Here is an 18,718-nt window from a genome sequence, read left to right as displayed (position 1 = left end):
ACAAACCTACATGATTTTATACAAATTATTAAATACTGTATTAAGTGCCTGAAAAGGGATAATGCGGAAGGGAGGCGGATAAGCGTGTTTCATATGAGTATTAAATTATTGTGTACGTTGAACAGGAACCTTTGCCAAATTGAATACAACCCATTAAAATAAAATGTTGACATGCGCTGGAAAAGAGTTTTATTTTCAGGACTAGGTATAGGCCTTATCTATACCTTGTTCATTCATGCAAAAACTACACCGGATTCCCCCGTACAGGATAAACCTATTCGTACGATCGTGATCGATGCCGGCCATGGAGGAAGTGATCCCGGTGCCAAAGGAAGTTATTCACACGAAAAAGATATTGCGCTGGACGTTGCACTGAAACTGGGAAAGATACTGGAAGAAGCGCTGCCTGATGTAAAAATAGTGTACACCCGCAAAACAGACCGTTTTGATGATGTGCACAAGAAGGCTGCCATTGCCAACGAAGCACAGGGTGACCTGTTCATTTCCATTCACTGTAACGCCGCGGCGGACCTTTCCAGGGTAGTAGGTTATAAAACACAAACTTACAGGAACAAAAAGAAAAAGAAGGTGACCAGGAAAGTGGCCATCTATGAAAAATATCCTAACCCTGCCAAGGGTACGGAAACTTACGTGTGGGCTACCAGTAAGAATAACGCCAAAACAGAATCCCTGCGGAACAACTCCGTGATTGTGTTTGACGCCAATTCTGAAGAAACCAAGGAACTGATGGCCAATTCAGATCCAGAAACCCTGATCATGCTCAATACCCTCCGCAACGTGTACTTCGATCAAAGCCTGCGCCTCAGTACGCTGGTGGAAGATGAGTTCACCCGCGTGGGCCGTATCAGCAGAGGTGCCCGTCAACGGAACGATAAAGGCATCCTGGTACTTCATGCTACCGCCATGCCCAGCGTACTGGTGGAACTGGGCTTTATCAGCAACCCGGAAGAAGAGAATTACCTCAATTCCGCTGATGGCCAGTCTGAAATGGCTAATTGCATAGCCCGCGCCGTGAAAAGATATAAAGAGGAACTGGAAAGAATATACAAAGCTGCCGAAACCGGCCGTAAAGTTACGCCCGCAGAAACACCGGCGCCGGTTCAGCAGGCTCCCGTTCAAAATATAGCCGCCTCCGTTAGTGTAAAAACAGAAGCCCCTCCTGCCCCTGCCGCAGACCCCTCTGTACATTATAAAGTACAACTGATGACCTCAGAAAAGATCTATGCCCGGGGAGCTTCCCTCTTCCAGAAACTGAATGGTACCATAGAAAGAGAAGACCTCAAACAAGGAAGGAAAAAAGTACATAAATATATATGGGGCAGTTTCCGCACGGAAGCGGAGGCACATGCTGCCGTATATAAAGCCAAAAAACAAGGTTTTGCTGATGCTTTTGTTGTAACTTACAAGAACGGCGAACGGGTAGACCTGTAGCCGTATTTGGCCCGCCTTTTGCATTATTTCTGTTTTCCTACAGCTGCCACACCGTTGTTTTTATCTATTTTTGCACGAACTATACTATATCTCGATGCTTAAAATGTCCAATGAAACGAAAGTAGGCATTCTGGCCGCCGCCGGCATTGTGTTACTGGTACTGGGTTTTAACCTCCTGAAAGGACGGAGCTTGTTTTCGAATAAAAAGATCATTTACGCTGTATATACACAGGTAAACGGTTTGCAACCTTCCAACGCCGTGATGGTCAATGGCCTCACTGTGGGGAATGTGCAAAGCCTGGAGGTGATGGACCAACGTGCAGGAAGGATCCTGGTAACGCTGCAGATCAGCAAAAAGATAGAGATCCCTAAAAATTCCGTAGCTCGCATCAGCTCAGACCTCCTGGGAACCCGCAAAGTGGAAATAGATTTTGGTAATACCAACGAATACCTGAAAAATAAGGATACCATTTATGCAGATGTGGCCGGCTCTATCACAGATGCATTGAAAGAACAAATAAGCCCGCTGGTAAAGAAACTGGAAGTGACCCTTGGTGCTGTGGATACCCTCCTCCTTACCGTAAACTCACTGTTCGACACTACTACCAAACATAATATCCGTGGTACGATATCCGGTTTGAATGCTACCATGTCCAATCTTTCAGTGGCCTCCCGTTCCCTTACAGGTATGCTGCAGGAAGATGGAAAGATCGGCAGCACCTTCGGCAACTTTGAATCGGTATCTGCCAACCTGAAAAATAATAACGACAAGATCTCCAATATTCTGACCAACTTTGATAAAGCATCCGGCACACTGGCTAACGGTACGCTGGACACTGCTATGAATCAATTGCGTTTCACCGTTACCCGTCTGAACGACATGGTAACCAAACTGGATAGTAAAGACGGGTCCCTCGGCCTGCTGATCCACGACAAAAAAGTGTATAACAATCTACAGGCATCTACCAGCAGCCTCAATAAACTGTTGGAAGACCTCCGGTATAATCCCTGGAGATATGTGCACCTGAGCGTATTTGGCAGAAAAAACAAAGTGGTGCCCATCCCCTCTGATACGGCGAAATTTCTACAATAACAGACATGTTAAAAGCTTTACGATACGGCCTTATTTTGCTGGCAGGGATTGGTATGACCTCACTGATCACAGCAAATAACAGCCTGCGCCCTATTACGCCGGTTCAGGAAGATACCTCAAAAAAGATCAACATCATTCATTCCAGGACGATGACCTTCGTCACGAAAGATTCCGTGGATGAAAGACGTTTCAGCGGCGATGTGGCCTTTCGCCAGGCTACCAGCTACCTGTATTGCGATAGCGCTATTTTAAACCAGGCAAAGAACATGATCGAAGCATGGGGACGGGTCCATATTATCCAGGACGATAGTATCCACACCTACTCTGATCATCTCATCTATATGGGTAATACCCGTATAGCTACCCTTGATGGCAACGCCAAACTCACTGATACTAAGATAGTGCTCACCAGCCCTGAGTTGCAATATGATATGAATACCAAGATCGGTACTTATACCAAAACAGGTAAACTGGTGAATGAAAAATCTGTACTGACCAGCCAGGAAGGTTTCTATTATGCAGATACAAAAGATGTGTATTTTAAGAAAAATGTGGTGATCGTAGATCCCGGCTTTACTTTAGGCACAGATACCCTCTTATATAACACCACTACCAAAATAGCCACTATCCTCGCTCCCACTACCATCAACGATGGTAAGATGACGATGTACGTAACGGATGGTTATTACAATACCGATGCAGGATATGGCAGCTTCAGCAAACGCCCTGTCATTGAAGACAGTACCAATACTTTCACAGCCAACGAAATACAGACAGATAAAGCTTCCGGCATCTCCATTGCTACCGGCAACATGATCTGGCGCGACACTGCGCAGAAAGTGTCCCTGCTGGCCAACTATGGCATTGTGAACCAGTTCAATAAAACGGTACTGGCTACACGCAAACCGGTGATGCTGCTGGAAGGAAAAACAGATACTTTATTTGTAGCATCGGATACGCTCTTCTCCGGGATCGTTCCAAGGGATACTGTTTTAGTGGATTCCACTACTGCTACCGATCAAAAAGATACCACGGAAAAAAGGTTCGTGATCGCCTATAATCATGTGAAGATCTATTCTGATTCCCTGCAGGGTGTGGCAGACAGTCTATACTATTCCGGCGTGGATTCCATTTTCCGGCTCTATAAAGATCCTGTGCTCTGGGCCAATGGCAGCCAGCTCACCGGCGATACCATCTTTCTCTTCACCAAAAACCAGAAAGCAGATAAACTGTTAATGGACCAGAATGCTTTGATCGTGAATGAAGTAGGCCCCGGCATGTATAACCAGGTGAAAGGAAATACCATACTGGGTTTCTTTGGAGAGGAAAAACTGGATTCCATGTATGTGAACGGGAATGCGGAGAACATTTATTATGTGCAGGATGATGACAGTGCCTTTATCAGTATCAACCGGTTATTGTCTGCCGCCACGCATATCTATTTCAGTAATGGCGAGCTGGACAGGGTCGTGTTCGTGAAAGAAGCGGAAGCCACCATGTACCCTTTCACACAAATGCCGGAAGAGCAAAAGCAGTTGCCTGGCTTTAAATGGGTGATCAACCGCAAACCGAAATCGAAGTACGAGTTGATAGGACAATAGTTTTCACTAAATATTACGCATGAATTCCGGGAGCTTTAAGAACAGGTTCATATCACCGATATTTCAATTCCTGCAGGACAGTCGCGCTGTAGGCATTGTATTGATTGCATGCACCCTCATCTCCCTGGTGATCGCTAACTCTCCCTGGCAGGATGCTTATACCGGGTTCTTCAACACCCTCTTTGATCCTGCAGGCGGGCATCATTATAATTACAAAGGTTTACACCTGCCCAATTCATGGCTGCTATGGATCAATGATGGTTTCATGGCCCTCTTCTTTTTCCTGGTAGGTATGGAGATCAAACGGGAACTAACCACCGGAGAACTGGCCTCCGTAAAGAAATCCCTCCTGCCCATACTTGCCGCTATTGGTGGTATGCTGGCACCGGCACTGATCTATACGCTTTTTAATGGCACCTCCCCTTATGCACATGGCTGGGGAATTCCCATGGCTACAGATATTGCTTTTTCACTCGGCATACTTTCCCTGTTAGGTAAACGCGTGCCGCTCAGCCTGAAAATATTTTTAACAGCTCTCGCCATCATAGATGACCTGGGCGCCATCCTGGCCATCGCTATCTTTTATACGGATGCGCTGCATATGCTGTATCTCTATATAGGTGCTGGCATATTTGTTTTGCTGCTGCTCATGAACTACTTCAAAGTACAGCGTATTATCCTATACCTGATCCCTGGCCTGGTGCTCTGGTACTGCATCTTCAACTCCGGTATCCATGCTACCATTGCAGGGGTTCTGCTGGCTTTCTGCATTCCGTTGAATAAGATACACAGTCTTGAACATACCCTGCATGATCCGGTGAACTTCCTGATCATGCCCATCTTTGCGCTGGCCAATACAGCCATCGTATTTCCACCAGACCTTTTTCATGCATTTACCCATTCCGTGAGCTTTGGGATCATTGCAGGGCTGGTACTAGGCAAACCTTTAGGTATTTTCTTCTTCTGTCTGGTAGCTGTAAAAATGAAAATGGCCAGCCTTCCCGCCAACACAAACTGGAAACAGTTATGGGGGGTAGGCATGATCGCAGGCGTCGGTTTTACGATGAGTATATTTATTGCCACTTTAGCTTTCAAACCTGTTGATATACAGGTGATCTCCGTGATGTCTGTGATACTGGCATCGCTGCTCTCCGGTCTGGCAGGTTTTATATTTTTGAGGGCTATCAAATAAATTTCCTGAATAGCCGTTTCCCTACTGAAATTCCTTTGGCATTGTTATTGCAAATACTTAACAGCATGAAATATCGGATCATTGCTGCCTTTGTTGTATTGTGCTTTGCACAGGGTGTAAAAGCCCAACAGGCAGCCGGACAAATTGAAGCAGGTGTAAGGTTGGGGTTACCATTAGGAGCAACCGGAAGATATTTTCTTACGGACCGTTCCGCCGTAGAGGGCATCTTTGGACTGTATAATACAAGAGCGTCATTAACGGCTTTGTATCAATATCACTGGGACCTCTCTGCATTAACTATGGAAGGTTTTGGCTGGTATGCAGGCGGTGGCGCACATATCGGCGGAAGGGAGATCAGAGGGGAAAAAACCTTCTATGCAGGTGTAGATGGATTAGTAGGGTTGAATTATTCATTCTCTAACATTCCGCTGAACCTGAGCCTGGATTGGAAACCGGCGCTTCATTTCAACACACCTTCCGAACTGGCAGACTTTGGTGTTTCCGCCCGTTATATTTTCGGAAGAAATAAAAAATAGTTTAAAACAAAGACGACTATATGAAAAGGATCCTGTTACTCTTCGGAGTACTTTCTTTGATGGCCTTCCAGGCAAATGCGCAACGCCGTACAAGTGGCGGTGGCTCTCCTGGAGATTACCAAACCGCTATCGGTGCAAGGGTTAACCCATGGACCATCGGTTTTACCGCAAAGCATTTTATTAAAGGACCACATGCAATTGAAGGAATTGTAAGCCATTATTTTGGAAGTGGAGATCGTGATGTAACCAATGTAACTTTTACAGGTTTGTATGAATACACCTGGAATGTCTTCGGTAAGTCAGAATGGAACATGTATGCCGGCGGTGGTGCACACGTTGGTATATGGAGAGACCGTTACTATGAGAACGGCAACAAACGTTACCACTCAGAAGCCGTTGTAGGCCTTGATGGTATCTTTGGCGTGGAATATACTTTTAAAAATATTCCATTGAACCTCAGCGGTGATATCAAACCATTCGTAAACTTCAACGGTGGTCATGATTTCTTCGGAGAACAACTGCTGGGTGTTTCTGCCCGCTACACGTTCAAATAATTTCTTTTAAAACAAAGTAAAAAAGCCCTCCGGTGTTCCGGGGGGCTTTTTGTATATTTATTATCGATATGAAAGTCCTTTCCGCACAACAGATCCGCGAAGCGGATGCTTACACCATCACACATGAACCCATCAGCAGCGTATTACTGATGGAGCGTGCCGCTGCGGAATGTGCCGGCTGGATGGTACATACTTTCGGAGAGGCGCCCCCACCCTTTTACGTGTTCTGCGGCATGGGCAATAATGGTGGAGACGGGTTAGTGATCGCGCGGTTACTCAGGGACCAGGGCTATAACGTACATGCCTATATGGTACATCATTCGGAAACGGCTTCTCCTGATAACCTGGCCAATCAACCTTATGTACAGGATGTACAGTCCATCTATTCCCCCGCTGATTTTCCTTTAATGGAAACAACCGGCGTAGTGGTAGATGCCATCTTCGGCACCGGGCTCTCCCGCCCTGTTGAAGGATGGGTAGCATCCATCCTCCACAAGATCAACGATGGTTATGGCAGGCATACCATCGTATCCATAGACATGCCATCAGGACTTATGGCAGACAGTGTTACCGGGCATGCAGCCTGTGTGCACGCCAATTATACACTCAGCTTTCAGTTCTATAAACTCGCCTTTCTGCTGCCGGAAAATGCTGTCCGTGTAGGCGAGGCCGTGATCCTTCCTATCGGTTTGCATCCCGACTTTATCAACAGCGTGGAAACGAAGTATCATGTGGTGGATCCCCGGATCGTCAAAACTATTTACCAGCCCCGCGATCCTTTTGCCCATAAAGGCACGTACGGTCATGCACTACTGGTAGCCGGCAGTTATGGTAAGATGGGAGCGGCCATCCTGGCCGCCAGGGCCTGCCTCCGTGCCGGTGTTGGATTATTGACAGTACATATCCCGCAACGGGGTTATGAAATACTGCAAACCGCCGTGCCGGAAGCAATGTGTGAAACGGAAGACCAGCCCACTGCTTTCAGCGCTCATTTCCATGAACCATTCAAACACCACCAGGCACCCGGTTATGCCACTATCGGCGTGGGGCCCGGGTTGGGAACGGCGGCCGCTACCGCCAGGGCTTTGGAAAAACTCCTGGAACTCTATCATAAACCCATGGTGCTGGATGCTGATGCCCTGAATATGATCAGCGAATACCCCTTTCTCCTGCAAAAACTCCCTAAAGATTCGATCCTTACCCCGCATCCCAAAGAGTTTGAAAGGTTATTTGGCCCCAAAGAAGATCAGTTTGAAAGGCTGGAGCTGCTTTCCGCCAAAGCGGTGGAATTCCAGGTCTACATCCTGCTCAAAGGCCGGTTCAGTGCCATGGCTTGTCCGGATGGAGCCGTTTATTTCAATCCCACCGGTAATCCGGGAATGGCCACCGCTGGCAGCGGGGATGTACTTACAGGTATTTTAACCGGTCTTTTATCGCAGGGATATACCCCTAAAGCCGCTCTCCTCCTGGGCACATGGCTGCATGGGCTGGCCGGGGACCTTGCAGCAGACGATATTTCCGAAGAATCCCTTATTGCAGAGGATATCATCAATTATCTCGGCCAGGCCTACCTGCAACTCCGCAAGTAAGCTTCGTACCCCGAACTATATTATTAATCAACACAATATGTTGAAGCACTAGTAAAATAAATCCTAATACATTATCTTCGTCAACCTTGTAATTTTTAAAAGGCTTATAAAGTATGAGTATAGTTTACATTATTCCACTATTTGGACTGTTAGCACTGTTATTCACAGCGGTACAAAGTGCCTGGGTTTCACGCCAGGATTCAGGCAATGAAAAAATGACGGAGATAGCCAAACATATTGCAGAAGGTGCGATGGCGTTTCTGAAAGCTGAGTACAAGATCCTCACCTATTTTGTGATCATTGCGGCCCTGTTATTGGGCTATATGGGATATTCCCACCACAATTCAGACTGGACGATTGCCCTTGCATTTATTATAGGCGCCATCTTTTCGGCCACTGCCGGTTTCATCGGTATGAAAATAGCCACCAAAGCGAATGTACGTACAGCACAAGCTGCCCGTACCAGCCTTTCCAAAGCATTGAAAGTTTCCTTCACCGGAGGTTCTGTAATGGGAATGGGTGTTGCCGGTCTGGCTGTTTTAGGACTGGGTGGACTGTTCATTGTACTGAAAGCTTATTTCGGCGCTGAAGCAGGTACTGCTGAAATGATCAAAACAATTGAAGTACTCACCGGTTTTTCTCTCGGAGCCGAAAGCATCGCGCTTTTTGCACGTGTGGGCGGCGGTATATATACTAAAGCTGCGGACGTGGGAGCTGACCTTGTTGGTAAAGTAGAAGCCGGCATCCCCGAGGATGATCCCCGCAACCCTGCCACCATTGCCGATAACGTTGGAGACAACGTTGGAGACGTGGCCGGTATGGGTGCTGACCTTTTCGGTTCTTATGTAGCCACCGTGCTGGCTACCATGGTATTGGGTGTTGAAACTACTTCCCTGGATAACTTCGGCGGCCTCGCTCCTGTTATCCTGCCCATGTTCATTGCCGGCATTGGTATTGTACTTTCCATCATCGGTACTTTCTTTGTAAGGATCGGAGATAACGCAGGTTTAAGCACCAACGCTGTTCAACGTGCCCTGAATATGGGTAACTGGGGTTCCATTGTACTCACTGCTATTGTATGCTACTTTGCGGTGAACTGGATCCTTCCTGAAACCATGACCCTCCGTACCCATGAATTCACCCGTACAGGTGTATATGGTGCTATCTTGGTTGGCCTGGTAGTGGGTACCCTGATGAGTATCATCACTGAATATTATACCGCCATGGGCAAACGCCCGGTGAATTCCATTATCCGCCAGTCTTCTACCGGCCATGCCACTAACATCATCGGTGGTCTGGCAGTAGGTATGGAATCCACTTTCCTGCCCATCCTGGTGCTGGCAGGTGGTATCTACGGTTCATTTGCACTTGCCGGCCTCTATGGTGTTGCTATCGCAGCTGCAGGTATGATGGCCACTACTGCTATGCAATTGGCTATTGACGCCTTCGGCCCTATTGCCGATAACGCCGGTGGTATCGCAGAAATGAGTGAATTACCAAAAGATGTTCGTGAAAAAACAGATATCCTCGATGCTGTAGGTAACACTACCGCCGCTACAGGTAAAGGTTTCGCTATCGCCTCTGCTGCATTGACCGCTCTTGCGCTGTTTGCAGCTTATGTAGGTGTGGTGGAAGCCAACGGATATAAATTATACAATGCCATCAATATCTATAAAGCAGATGTACTGGCGGGCCTTTTCGTAGGTGCCATGATCCCCTTCATCTTCTCTTCCCTCGCTATCCGCGCAGTGGGTGAAGCTGCTATGAGCATGGTGGAAGAAGTTCGCCGCCAGTTCAGGACCATTCCCGGTATCATGGAAGGAACCGGCAAACCGGAGTACGACAAATGTGTGGCCATCTCTACGGAAGCTTCTATCAAAAAGATGCTGCTGCCTGGTGCCATCACTATCCTGTCTCCCATCCTGATCGGTTTCATCTTTGGACCTGAGGTGCTGGGTGGTTTCCTTGCCGGTGCTACTGTGAGTGGTGTATTGATGGGTATGTTCCAGAACAACGCCGGTGGCGCCTGGGATAATGCCAAGAAATCTTTCGAAAAAGGTGTTGAGATCAATGGTGAGATCTATTACAAGAAATCAGAACCACATAAAGCTTCCGTTACCGGCGATACCGTAGGTGATCCTTTCAAAGATACTTCCGGCCCGTCTATGAACATCCTGATCAAACTGATGTCCATCGTTTCCCTGGTAATTGCGCCAACCCTGGCTGAGATTCACGGTAAATACCAGACAGCTACGGCTAAAGTGGAACAGGAGGCTAAAAAACCGGTTGCCATAGAGAAAACAACTGCCATGTTACCTAAGTAATTCAAGGTAATCTTATAATAGGATCCCGGTAATGATGCATTACCGGGATTTTTTTTGGTGGTATCATTCCGGGCTCCTATCTTTGTACTGTAATTATAAATATTACAGAATTGATCCGCAGTAAATTCTCCACATCCGTACACATTCTCTCCCTGCTGGCCCTTCAGCCGGACGAATGGTTATCGTCTGACTACATTGCCAGCTCGCTAAACAGCAATCCTGCACTGGTGCGTAAAGAACTGGGTATGCTCAGGGAAGCGGGTCTGATAGAAAGCAAGGAAGGGAAAAACGGCGGCAGCAGGCTGGGAAAGGCTACAAAAGACATCCGTATGTCAGACATTTTCCTGCTGGTAAAGAATGGTCACGTTTTTGGCTACTCCCCTAATGAACCTAATCCCCAATGTGCAGTGGGTGCGCGTATCAATGGTGCACTGGATGAATTGTTCGGGGAAATAGATAATAGTATCTACGAGAAACTCCATACCATTACCCTGGCTGAATTCACTAAAAAGTACTTCTGATTTTTTTTGCCTTAAACTGTAATGATTTTAATAACATTTTAAGTATAACTGTAACAAAATTCATAACAATTAATCTTTTCAACAATGTCAGATCAAGTATTAGTTCTCGGTGCTACCGGTTTTGCCGGAAAACAAGTTGTAAATGCCCTCACAGCAGAAGGCGTAACAGTAAAAGCCGCCACCCGTTTCCCTGAGAAATTTGTAGTTCCTGCAGCCAATGTATCCCCGGTAAAAGTAGTACTGGAAGATCCCACAACCTTTGCTCCAGCCCTCGCCGGCGTTGACAAGGTTTTCCTGGCAGCTTTACCCCTCGATGCAGATGCGCACCTGAAGCTGAACCCTTTTATTGATGAAGCAAAGAAGGCCGGCGTTCAAAAGATTGTTTTCCTTTCTGCTATTGGTATGGAAAACCTGCCGGACAGTCCTTTGCGCAAGATTGAGGTATACCTTCAAAACTCCGGCATCACGTATAATATCGTGCGTCCTAACTTTTTCATGGAAAACTTCTCGGATGGTTCATTCAGCGGTACCGTTAAAGCGTTGGCACAGATCGTTATCCCGGCGGAAGATGCCAGGCTGAGCATGATTGCCACTTCGGATATAGCAGCCGTTTCCGCAAAACTCCTGCTGGATGATACATTAAAAGGACAGGAACTGACCCTTACCGGCCCGGCTTCCCTGAATGCATATGATACGGCTGAGATCATCAGCAAAGCCAGTGGTAAAAAGGTAACGTATGTTCCGGTAACTGAAGATGAAATGACGCAGGCAGTAAAAGCCCATGGCCTGTCTGACAGTGAAGCCCAATACATTGCTTTATTGTTCCAGGGCGTGAGAGCGGGTTATATGGAAGTGGTAACCACTGCGGTAAAGGATATTACCGGTAAAGACCCGATCAGTTTTGAGACTTTTGCAAAAGCGAACGTAAGCAGTTTCCAATAGTATTTGTCAGTGATATGCTGCAGCATATCACTACATACCTTTCTTTACCTCACTGGGGCTTTGACCGAACTTCTTCCGGAAAGCGTGGCTGAAGTGCTGCAGGGAAGAATAACCCAGTTCATCCGCAATGTCTGTAAAGGAAAACGTTCCTTCCCGCATCATTTGCTTTGCCTGATCCAGGCGATAATCGCTCAGGTATCCGAATACGGTATTGTCAAATACTTTCTTAAACCCGTTTTTCAATTTAAACTCATTGATGCCGGCTTTACGTGCCAGTTCTGTGAGGGATAAGGGATCCTGCGTATGTGCCAGCAGCAGATCGCGTGCGTGATAGATCCTTTCTTCATCCGTACGGGATATTTTCTGTACTTCAGTGCTCTTGCGGCCTTCTATCTCTATCTGCTCACTTTGCAGGGCTAACAGTTCTATTGATTTGGATTGCAGGAAGAGTTTCTTTAATCCACCTGTGAAATGGCAGTTCCTTACCTCGTCTATCACCTGTAGCATACGGGGGGTGATATAATATCCTTTACGATGGAACACGGGTTTGCGGTTCTCTACCCGTTCCGCCATCCTATCCAGTACCGGCCCGTTATTCGCCGCAAGCTGCACGAACTTATCGCTCATAAAGCTCAGGCCGAAGACCTCCATTTGCGGCTGTGGCTCTACCTTCAGTGATTCCTCGGTTTCAGGGTTGTAGTAGATATTGTGCTGATGACTGGATGTTCTGATGTTTTTTGCTATCCCGTTTATATTGGCTGTTACCTCTCCCTTAAGCATAAAATGCATGCCTATCTTCTGCAGGAAGTCTTTGCTTTCTATATGTAAACGCTGGTATACGCGCATGCTCCCAAACCCCAGCATGATCCCGTCAAAATGCATTTCATTGAACTTCGCTTTACCGAAGTCGAATTCCAGCGTATGTACAGATTCTGAGAACACCGGCGAATTGTACGTTTCCGGCTCAAAGGTCTCATCGCTGTGATAGAGTACGCCTTGCGTGTCGTTTTTGATAGTGACTGGCATATAAAAAAATCCGTTAGGTATAAATAATAATCCGTTTCGTGCAACCTTTAAAAACCGGCGGATGCGAATTTTGCTTAAAATTATTCAAATTAAAAGACATGATCGGCATCTTCAAAACAAACATCAGCACCCTGCAGGATAAAAACAGGGTCGTTTCTGCAATCGCCGGACATTTCAGCACCACCGACTGTACACTGGACCTGGAGGACTGCGATAAGGTCCTGCGGGTAATAAGCCAACAACTGGAAGAACAGCATGTTATCTCATTTGTGCGCAAACTGGGATACCAATGTGCCGTACTGGACTGATTTCCTACTATTAAATTGCAGCCTTTTCTACTGATAATCTATGATATTCATCAGTTAGCCCCCTATTTCCCCCCTTTAATGTGATTTATTTCTTACCTATAGGGGTATGCTCTACTTTACACGTCATATTCTCGGAAAAGCGCATATACACGCTCAAAATCCAATAAAACGACAAAAACCTGGAAACCAATATGAAAACAACAGCAAACACGCTAACGCTCATTTGTTTGTTACTGCTGACAACATTTAGCTTAAAGGCACAACAGCAAAGGTATACGGTTAGCGGATATGTTAAAGACGAACATTCCGGTGAATCATTAATAGGTATCTCTATTGGTAAACCCGGCACCTCCATAGGTACGGTAACCAATGAGTACGGATTCTACTCCCTTACCCTGCCGGCAGGCACACACGAGATCCAATACTCTTACATGGGTTACAAACCTATTAAGATGACGATCGATCTTACCAGCAACAAACGCCAGGATATTAAACTGGCAACGGCAGACCGCCAGTTGAACGAGGTGGTGATCACCAGCAAACAACAGGAAAAGAATATCAATACTGTCAACACCAGCATGAACAAACTGGAAATTGCAGAAATGAAAAAGCTGCCAACGTTCATGGGTGAAGTAGATGTATTACGCGCTATCCAGACCCTTCCCGGTATTAATACGGTAGGTGAAGGTGCCGCCGCCTTTAACGTACGCGGTGGTGCAGGAGACGAGAACCTGATCCTGATGGACGAAGCCCCTGTATATAACTCCACACACATGCTGGGTTTCTTCTCTGTATTCAATCCGGACGCTGTGAAGAATATCAATATGATCAAAGGTGGTTTCCCGGCCGAATACGGCGGCAGAACAGCTTCTGTGCTGGACATCAGGATGAAGGACGGAAATAACCAGAAACTGGGCCTTACAGGCGGTATCGGGAATATCTTCAGCCGCCTTGCCGTTGAAGGTCCCATTCAGAAAGATAAATCCTCTTTCATTATTGCAGGAAGAAGGTCATACATGGATGTGATCATGAAGCCCTTCCTGAAAGGAGATATGAAAGATACCAAGCTGTATTTCTACGACCTTACCGCCAAAGTGAATTTCAATCTCAATAAGAACAACAGCTTATTCGTAAGTGGTTATTTCGGAAGGGACGTGTTTGGTTTCGGTAACGAAGTGAACATGAACTGGGGTAATGCCACTACGTCCATCCGCTGGAACCACATCTTCAATAACCGCCTGTTCATGAACCTCACCACTTATTATACCAAATATGATTACAGCCTGGAGTTCAAAAGCAAGGAAACAGATGTTAACAAGCAAAGTTATAAGTGGACCTCCAACATCATCAACTACGGTGTTAAACCCGCTTTTACTTATTACCTGAACTCCAATAACACCCTCCACTTTGGTGTACAATCCATCCTCTATACCTTCAAACCGGGTAAAGGTACCGGTACTGACGGGAATGATGTGAATGAGATCGTACTGAAAGACAAGAATGCGCTGGAAGGCGCTGTATACCTGGACCATGAGCTGAAAGCAGGCAAGTTTGGGGTACAATATGGTGTACGTGTATCTGGCTTCCAGTTCCGCGGAAAAGGTACTGCTTATTATTATGCAGACACTACTGCCGGAATCCGCAAACGCCTGGACCATACACAGGAATTTGGCGCCGGCAAAACCATTGCAGATTACTACAACCTGGAACCACGGATCTCCGCCAAGTATAAACTGAATAATACAACGGCCATCAAAGCTGCTTACAGCCGCAGTGCACAATACATGCATCAGCTGAGCAACACCGCATCCCCTACCCCTGTAGACATCTGGACGCCGGTGACCAATAACGTAAAACCACAGCTGACAGACCAGGTAACAGCCGGTTATTTCTACAATGCTCCCGGAGACAAGTTTGAACTTTCTGCAGAAGTGTTCTATAAAACAATGCAGGATCAGCTGGATTATATCGACAATTCCGATCTTGACCTGAACGAATTCATTGAAGCGGACCTGCTGGCTTCCAAAGGCCGTGCTTATGGTTTGGAACTCTATGTTAAAAAGGATGTAGGTAACACTACAGGCTGGGTAAGCTATACCCTCTCCCGTTCCGAACGTAAAACGCCCGGCATCAGCCAGAACGAATGGTTCATTAACCGTTACGACCGTACACACAATGTGAACGTGGTAATATCCCATGAGTTCACCAAAAGGATCAGCATGGGTGCCAACTGGGTATTTGCATCCGGTACGCCTGCAACGTTTGCAGATGCACGCCTGGAATTCCAGGATTGGGATATTCCTTACAACACAACAGAAAAACGTAACAACTACCGCCTGAAACCATTCCACAGACTGGACCTCTCCCTTACCTGGAAAGGCAAACAATTGAAACGCTGGAAAGGAGAATGGGTATTCTCGCTGTATAACGTATATGCCCGCAGGAATGCTTATACCGTGTATTTCAGGCAGAACGAGGATGATCCGGGCAAGAAGGAAGCCGTACGCCTTTCTATCATCGGTTCTATCATCCCCGGCATTACCTACAACTTCAAGTTTTAATCATTCGCAAAGCATTGAATTATATGAAAAGGATCATCAACATATTCGCCATACTAGTTACAGCCGCCGCTTTCACTTCGTGTGAAGATGTGATAGACGTGGATATTCCCAAAGGAAAAACCTTTGCTGTGGTAGACGCATGGATCACCGATGAAGCAGGCAAACAGAGTATCCGTATTACGGAAACTGTTCCCTACACATCTACAGGCACAGCTCCTGTTGTAAGCGATGCCATAGTAGTATTAACAGATCTCACAGACAATAAAACCTACCCCTTCACTTTTGCCAACGGCGTGTACAGTCATGATCCCGGGCTGGATAAAAGCATTGGTGTATTGAACCATGCCTATAAGCTCAGGATAGAGTTGAAGTCTGAAGTGTTTGAAGCCATCGATACCATTAAACGGGTAACCGAGATCGACTCCATCTCTTACGAGTTCAAAACAGCTGAGAATTCAGCGACTAACAAAGAAGGATACTATGCCCGTTTTTATGGAAGGGACCTGGCGGGTGCTTCTGATTATTACTGGGTAAGGAGTTATCGTAACACTAAGGATAACCGTGTAAACGATGCATTTGCCGTAGATGGTTCTTACCAGGAATATGTGTCTGACAGTGCTGTATTCATCGTTCCCATCAGTGAAGCCATTACCGACTGGGATAAACCATTTCTGCTGAATGAAACGGTGATCGTACGCCTGGCCTCCCTGACCAAAAACAGCCACACCTTCCTCACGCATGTGGAATCACAACTGCAGAACGGTGGCCTGTTTGCCAAGATCCTGGAGAACGTAAAAAGCAACCTGAAGAACACTAATGAATCCAGCAGCGTAAGAGTGCTTGGTTGGTTTGGTACCTCTGCCGTGAAGTTTAAGGAAAAAACTATTCGTTAATCATTCATTCCATTTTATGAAAACAGCGAAACTAAGTTTAGTACTCTTTACCATGCTGCTGGCTCAGCTCAGCTTTGCACAGGATAGTAAAATAGAATCACTGGCCGGAGGGAAGGGAAAGATCAGGGTAGGTGGGTTTGGCGCTCCTACCATTAAGTTCACCACTTTTGATGATCAACTGGGCATTCTGATGGGTGGTTATGCAGGTGTAATGCTGAACAGCAAACTCATGCTTGGCGCAGGTGCCTATGCCCTGGTGAATAATATTGAAGCAGCGCGTACCAATGCAGCAGACCCTACTTTATATTGGAATATGTGGTACACAGGGTTTGTGCCTGAGTATACCATTAAATCAAATAAACTCTTCCATACTGCCGTAAGCGCCCTCATTGGTGGCGGCGGTGTGATGAAGAACGAACGTTACAAAGGTTTTGATGAAAGTGAAAACCTGGATTACAGCGGCTTTTTCGTTGCGGAACCACAGGTGAATTTTGAAATGAATATCACCTCCTACCTGCGTATAGCTATCGGCGGCTCTTACCGTTTTGTAAGCGGGTCCAGCACGCAGGGTATTACAGATGAGAAGCTGAGCGGCCCTGCTGCACACTTTTCCATCAAGGCAGGAAGGTTTTAACTAATTATGGATTGTCAGTTACGAATGACGGATGAGCGGTTACAATTAGGCAAAAAATTGTTAACTTTTGGTAGAAAGAATATACATCATTCGTTTTCGTAACTGATAATCTGTAATTGATCCTCATGCCTGACCTGATCCATTATGCCATCCCCGGGTTTGTGTTACTGCTTACGGCGGAAGTGATCTTTTCCGCCTGGGACAAACGCGGGCTTTATGAAACAAAAGATGCTGCGAGCAGCATAGCCATGGGGCTGGGGAATGTTTTCATAGGCCTGCTCACCAAAGGCATTATCTATCTCATCTACACACTCATTTACCAATTCAGGATCTTTACACTCGATGCCAGCCTCTGGTGGGTTTGGGTGTTATGTTTCCTGGCAGACGACCTCTCCTATTATTGGTTCCACCGGCTAAGCCATAATATCCGTTTCTTCTGGGCCTCTCATGTGGTGCATCATTCTTCCCAAAAGTATAATCTCTCTACCGCGCTCCGCCAGAACTGGACCGGCAACCTTACCGGCACCTTTGCTTTCTGGCTCTGGATGCCATTCCTGGGTTTTCATCCGGCTATGGTAATGACCATGCAGGCCATCAGCCTGATCTACCAGTTCTGGATCCATACGGAAGCCATTCATAAACTCCCCCGCCCTTTTGAGTTTATATTTAATACTCCCTCCCATCACCGCGTACACCATGCCTCGGACCTGAAGTACCTGGACAAAAACCATGCGGGCGTATTGATCATCTGGGACCGGATGTTTGGTACTTTTCAGCCGGAGGAAGAAAGGCCTGTATTTGGGCTGACCCGTAATATTAAAACATATAACCCCTTAAGGATAGCCACCCATGAATGGGCTGAAATTGGTAAAGACCTTCGCAAAGCGCCTACCTGGCGGGATGCATGGCATTATTTATTTGCCCCTCCGGGCTGGAGCCACGACGGCAGCAGGAAAACTACCAGCCAGTTAAGGGCAGATGCAGCTGCTTCCACTCCTCCTGCTTCTTCACCATCCATATAAATATTTTAAGGGGTATTTTGTTATTACGAAAAGTATCGTACATTTGATTACGAAGATATTCGTACAAAACAAAAAGCGCAATGAACAAGCATATAAAACCGACTGAAAGTGAACTGGAGATCCTGGGTATCCTTTGGGAACGCGGAGCAAGTACAGTAAGGGAAGTGCATGAGATACTGGAGCAAAGTAAAGAAGCCGGTTACACCACTACCCTTAAGCTGATGCAGATCATGCATGAGAAAGGGATCCTCAGCAGGGATGCAAGCGCCAAAACGCATATCTATAAAGCGAGCATTTCCCGCGAAAGTACACAACAGCAATTATTGAATAAGATGATCGATACGGTGTATAATGGTTCCGCTACACAATTGGTGATGCAGGCGCTCGGCCACCATCGTTCTTCCCAGGAAGAACTGGATCAGATACGTCAATACCTGAACGAAATGGAAAAAAAGCAGAAATAAAACTTT

Annotated in this window: 17 protein-coding genes; 16 read left to right on the top strand and 1 reads right to left on the bottom strand. The window is 46.4% G+C overall.

Annotated features, from left to right (window positions below; genetic code table 11):
• Positions 1-171: 171 nt before the first annotated feature.
• From AAHN97_RS05205 to AAHN97_RS05160, 10 genes are all read left to right on the top strand, one after another.
• Complete coding sequence (locus AAHN97_RS05205) at positions 172-1,452, top strand: N-acetylmuramoyl-L-alanine amidase family protein (protein ID WP_343306496.1); 1,281 nt, start codon at positions 172-174, stop codon at positions 1,450-1,452.
• A 94-nt stretch (positions 1,453-1,546) separates the two neighbouring features.
• Positions 1,547-2,545 carry an MlaD family protein gene (locus AAHN97_RS05200; protein WP_343306495.1) on the top strand — a complete coding sequence of 333 codons (999 nt, stop codon included), beginning with the start codon at positions 1,547-1,549 and terminating at the stop codon, positions 2,543-2,545.
• Positions 2,546-2,550: 5 nt separating this feature from the next.
• Positions 2,551-4,146: an OstA-like protein gene (locus AAHN97_RS05195; protein ID WP_343306494.1), complete on the top strand. Its 1,596-nt coding sequence runs from the start codon at positions 2,551-2,553 to the stop codon at positions 4,144-4,146.
• Positions 4,147-4,165: 19 nt separating this feature from the next.
• The gene (gene nhaA / locus AAHN97_RS05190) at positions 4,166-5,338 is read left to right on the top strand and encodes a Na+/H+ antiporter NhaA (protein ID WP_343306493.1); all 1,173 of its coding nucleotides are present in this window, start codon (positions 4,166-4,168) and stop codon (positions 5,336-5,338) included.
• A gap of 65 nt (positions 5,339-5,403) precedes the next feature.
• A complete protein-coding gene (locus tag AAHN97_RS05185; protein ID WP_343306492.1) occupies positions 5,404-5,874 on the top strand; it encodes a hypothetical protein in 471 nt (156 codons plus the stop codon).
• A 20-nt stretch (positions 5,875-5,894) separates the two neighbouring features.
• Entirely contained in the window at positions 5,895-6,428 is a 534-nt protein-coding gene (locus AAHN97_RS05180; protein ID WP_343306491.1) for a hypothetical protein, read from the top strand.
• A 68-nt stretch (positions 6,429-6,496) separates the two neighbouring features.
• Positions 6,497-8,017 (top strand): NAD(P)H-hydrate dehydratase, encoded by a 1,521-nt coding sequence (locus AAHN97_RS05175; protein WP_343306490.1) that lies wholly within the window; start codon positions 6,497-6,499, stop codon positions 8,015-8,017.
• 113 nt (positions 8,018-8,130) lie between these two features.
• Positions 8,131-10,341, top strand: a complete 2,211-nt coding sequence (locus tag AAHN97_RS05170; protein ID WP_343306489.1) for a sodium-translocating pyrophosphatase — start codon at positions 8,131-8,133, stop codon at positions 10,339-10,341.
• A gap of 110 nt (positions 10,342-10,451) precedes the next feature.
• Positions 10,452-10,862 (top strand): RrF2 family transcriptional regulator, encoded by a 411-nt coding sequence (locus AAHN97_RS05165; RefSeq protein ID WP_343306488.1) that lies wholly within the window; start codon positions 10,452-10,454, stop codon positions 10,860-10,862.
• Positions 10,863-10,946: 84 nt separating this feature from the next.
• Positions 10,947-11,804, top strand: coding sequence for an NmrA family NAD(P)-binding protein (locus tag AAHN97_RS05160; protein ID WP_343306487.1), 858 nt, complete (start codon positions 10,947-10,949; stop codon positions 11,802-11,804).
• A gap of 30 nt (positions 11,805-11,834) precedes the next feature.
• Here the strand turns inward: AAHN97_RS05160 and AAHN97_RS05155 are convergent, their stop codons facing one another.
• Positions 11,835-12,830, bottom strand: coding sequence for a helix-turn-helix domain-containing protein (locus AAHN97_RS05155; protein WP_343306486.1), 996 nt, complete (start codon positions 12,828-12,830; stop codon positions 11,835-11,837).
• Positions 12,831-12,928: 98 nt separating this feature from the next.
• Here AAHN97_RS05155 and AAHN97_RS05150 point away from each other — a divergent pair, with 98 nt between their 5' ends.
• The 6 genes from AAHN97_RS05150 (at position 12,929) to AAHN97_RS05125 (ending at position 18,712) form a co-directional block, all read left to right on the top strand.
• Positions 12,929-13,138: a hypothetical protein gene (locus tag AAHN97_RS05150; RefSeq protein WP_343306485.1), complete on the top strand. Its 210-nt coding sequence runs from the start codon at positions 12,929-12,931 to the stop codon at positions 13,136-13,138.
• 191 nt (positions 13,139-13,329) lie between these two features.
• Entirely contained in the window at positions 13,330-15,699 is a 2,370-nt protein-coding gene (locus AAHN97_RS05145) for a TonB-dependent receptor (RefSeq protein WP_343306484.1), read from the top strand.
• Between the two features lie 23 nt (positions 15,700-15,722).
• Positions 15,723-16,592: a DUF4249 domain-containing protein gene (locus AAHN97_RS05140; protein WP_343306483.1), complete on the top strand. Its 870-nt coding sequence runs from the start codon at positions 15,723-15,725 to the stop codon at positions 16,590-16,592.
• Between the two features lie 16 nt (positions 16,593-16,608).
• Positions 16,609-17,226 carry a hypothetical protein gene (locus tag AAHN97_RS05135; RefSeq protein WP_343306482.1) on the top strand — a complete coding sequence of 206 codons (618 nt, stop codon included), beginning with the start codon at positions 16,609-16,611 and terminating at the stop codon, positions 17,224-17,226.
• A 125-nt stretch (positions 17,227-17,351) separates the two neighbouring features.
• Entirely contained in the window at positions 17,352-18,248 is an 897-nt protein-coding gene (locus AAHN97_RS05130; protein ID WP_343306481.1) for a sterol desaturase family protein, read from the top strand.
• A gap of 80 nt (positions 18,249-18,328) precedes the next feature.
• Positions 18,329-18,712 (top strand): BlaI/MecI/CopY family transcriptional regulator, encoded by a 384-nt coding sequence (locus tag AAHN97_RS05125; RefSeq protein ID WP_074239427.1) that lies wholly within the window; start codon positions 18,329-18,331, stop codon positions 18,710-18,712.
• The last annotated feature ends 6 nt before the right edge of the window (positions 18,713-18,718 follow it).

It is taken from the genome of Chitinophaga niabensis (assembly GCF_039545795.1).
GTDB lineage: Bacteria > Bacteroidota > Bacteroidia > Chitinophagales > Chitinophagaceae > Chitinophaga > Chitinophaga niabensis_B.
This window is presented reverse-complemented; position numbering and strand designations above follow the sequence as displayed.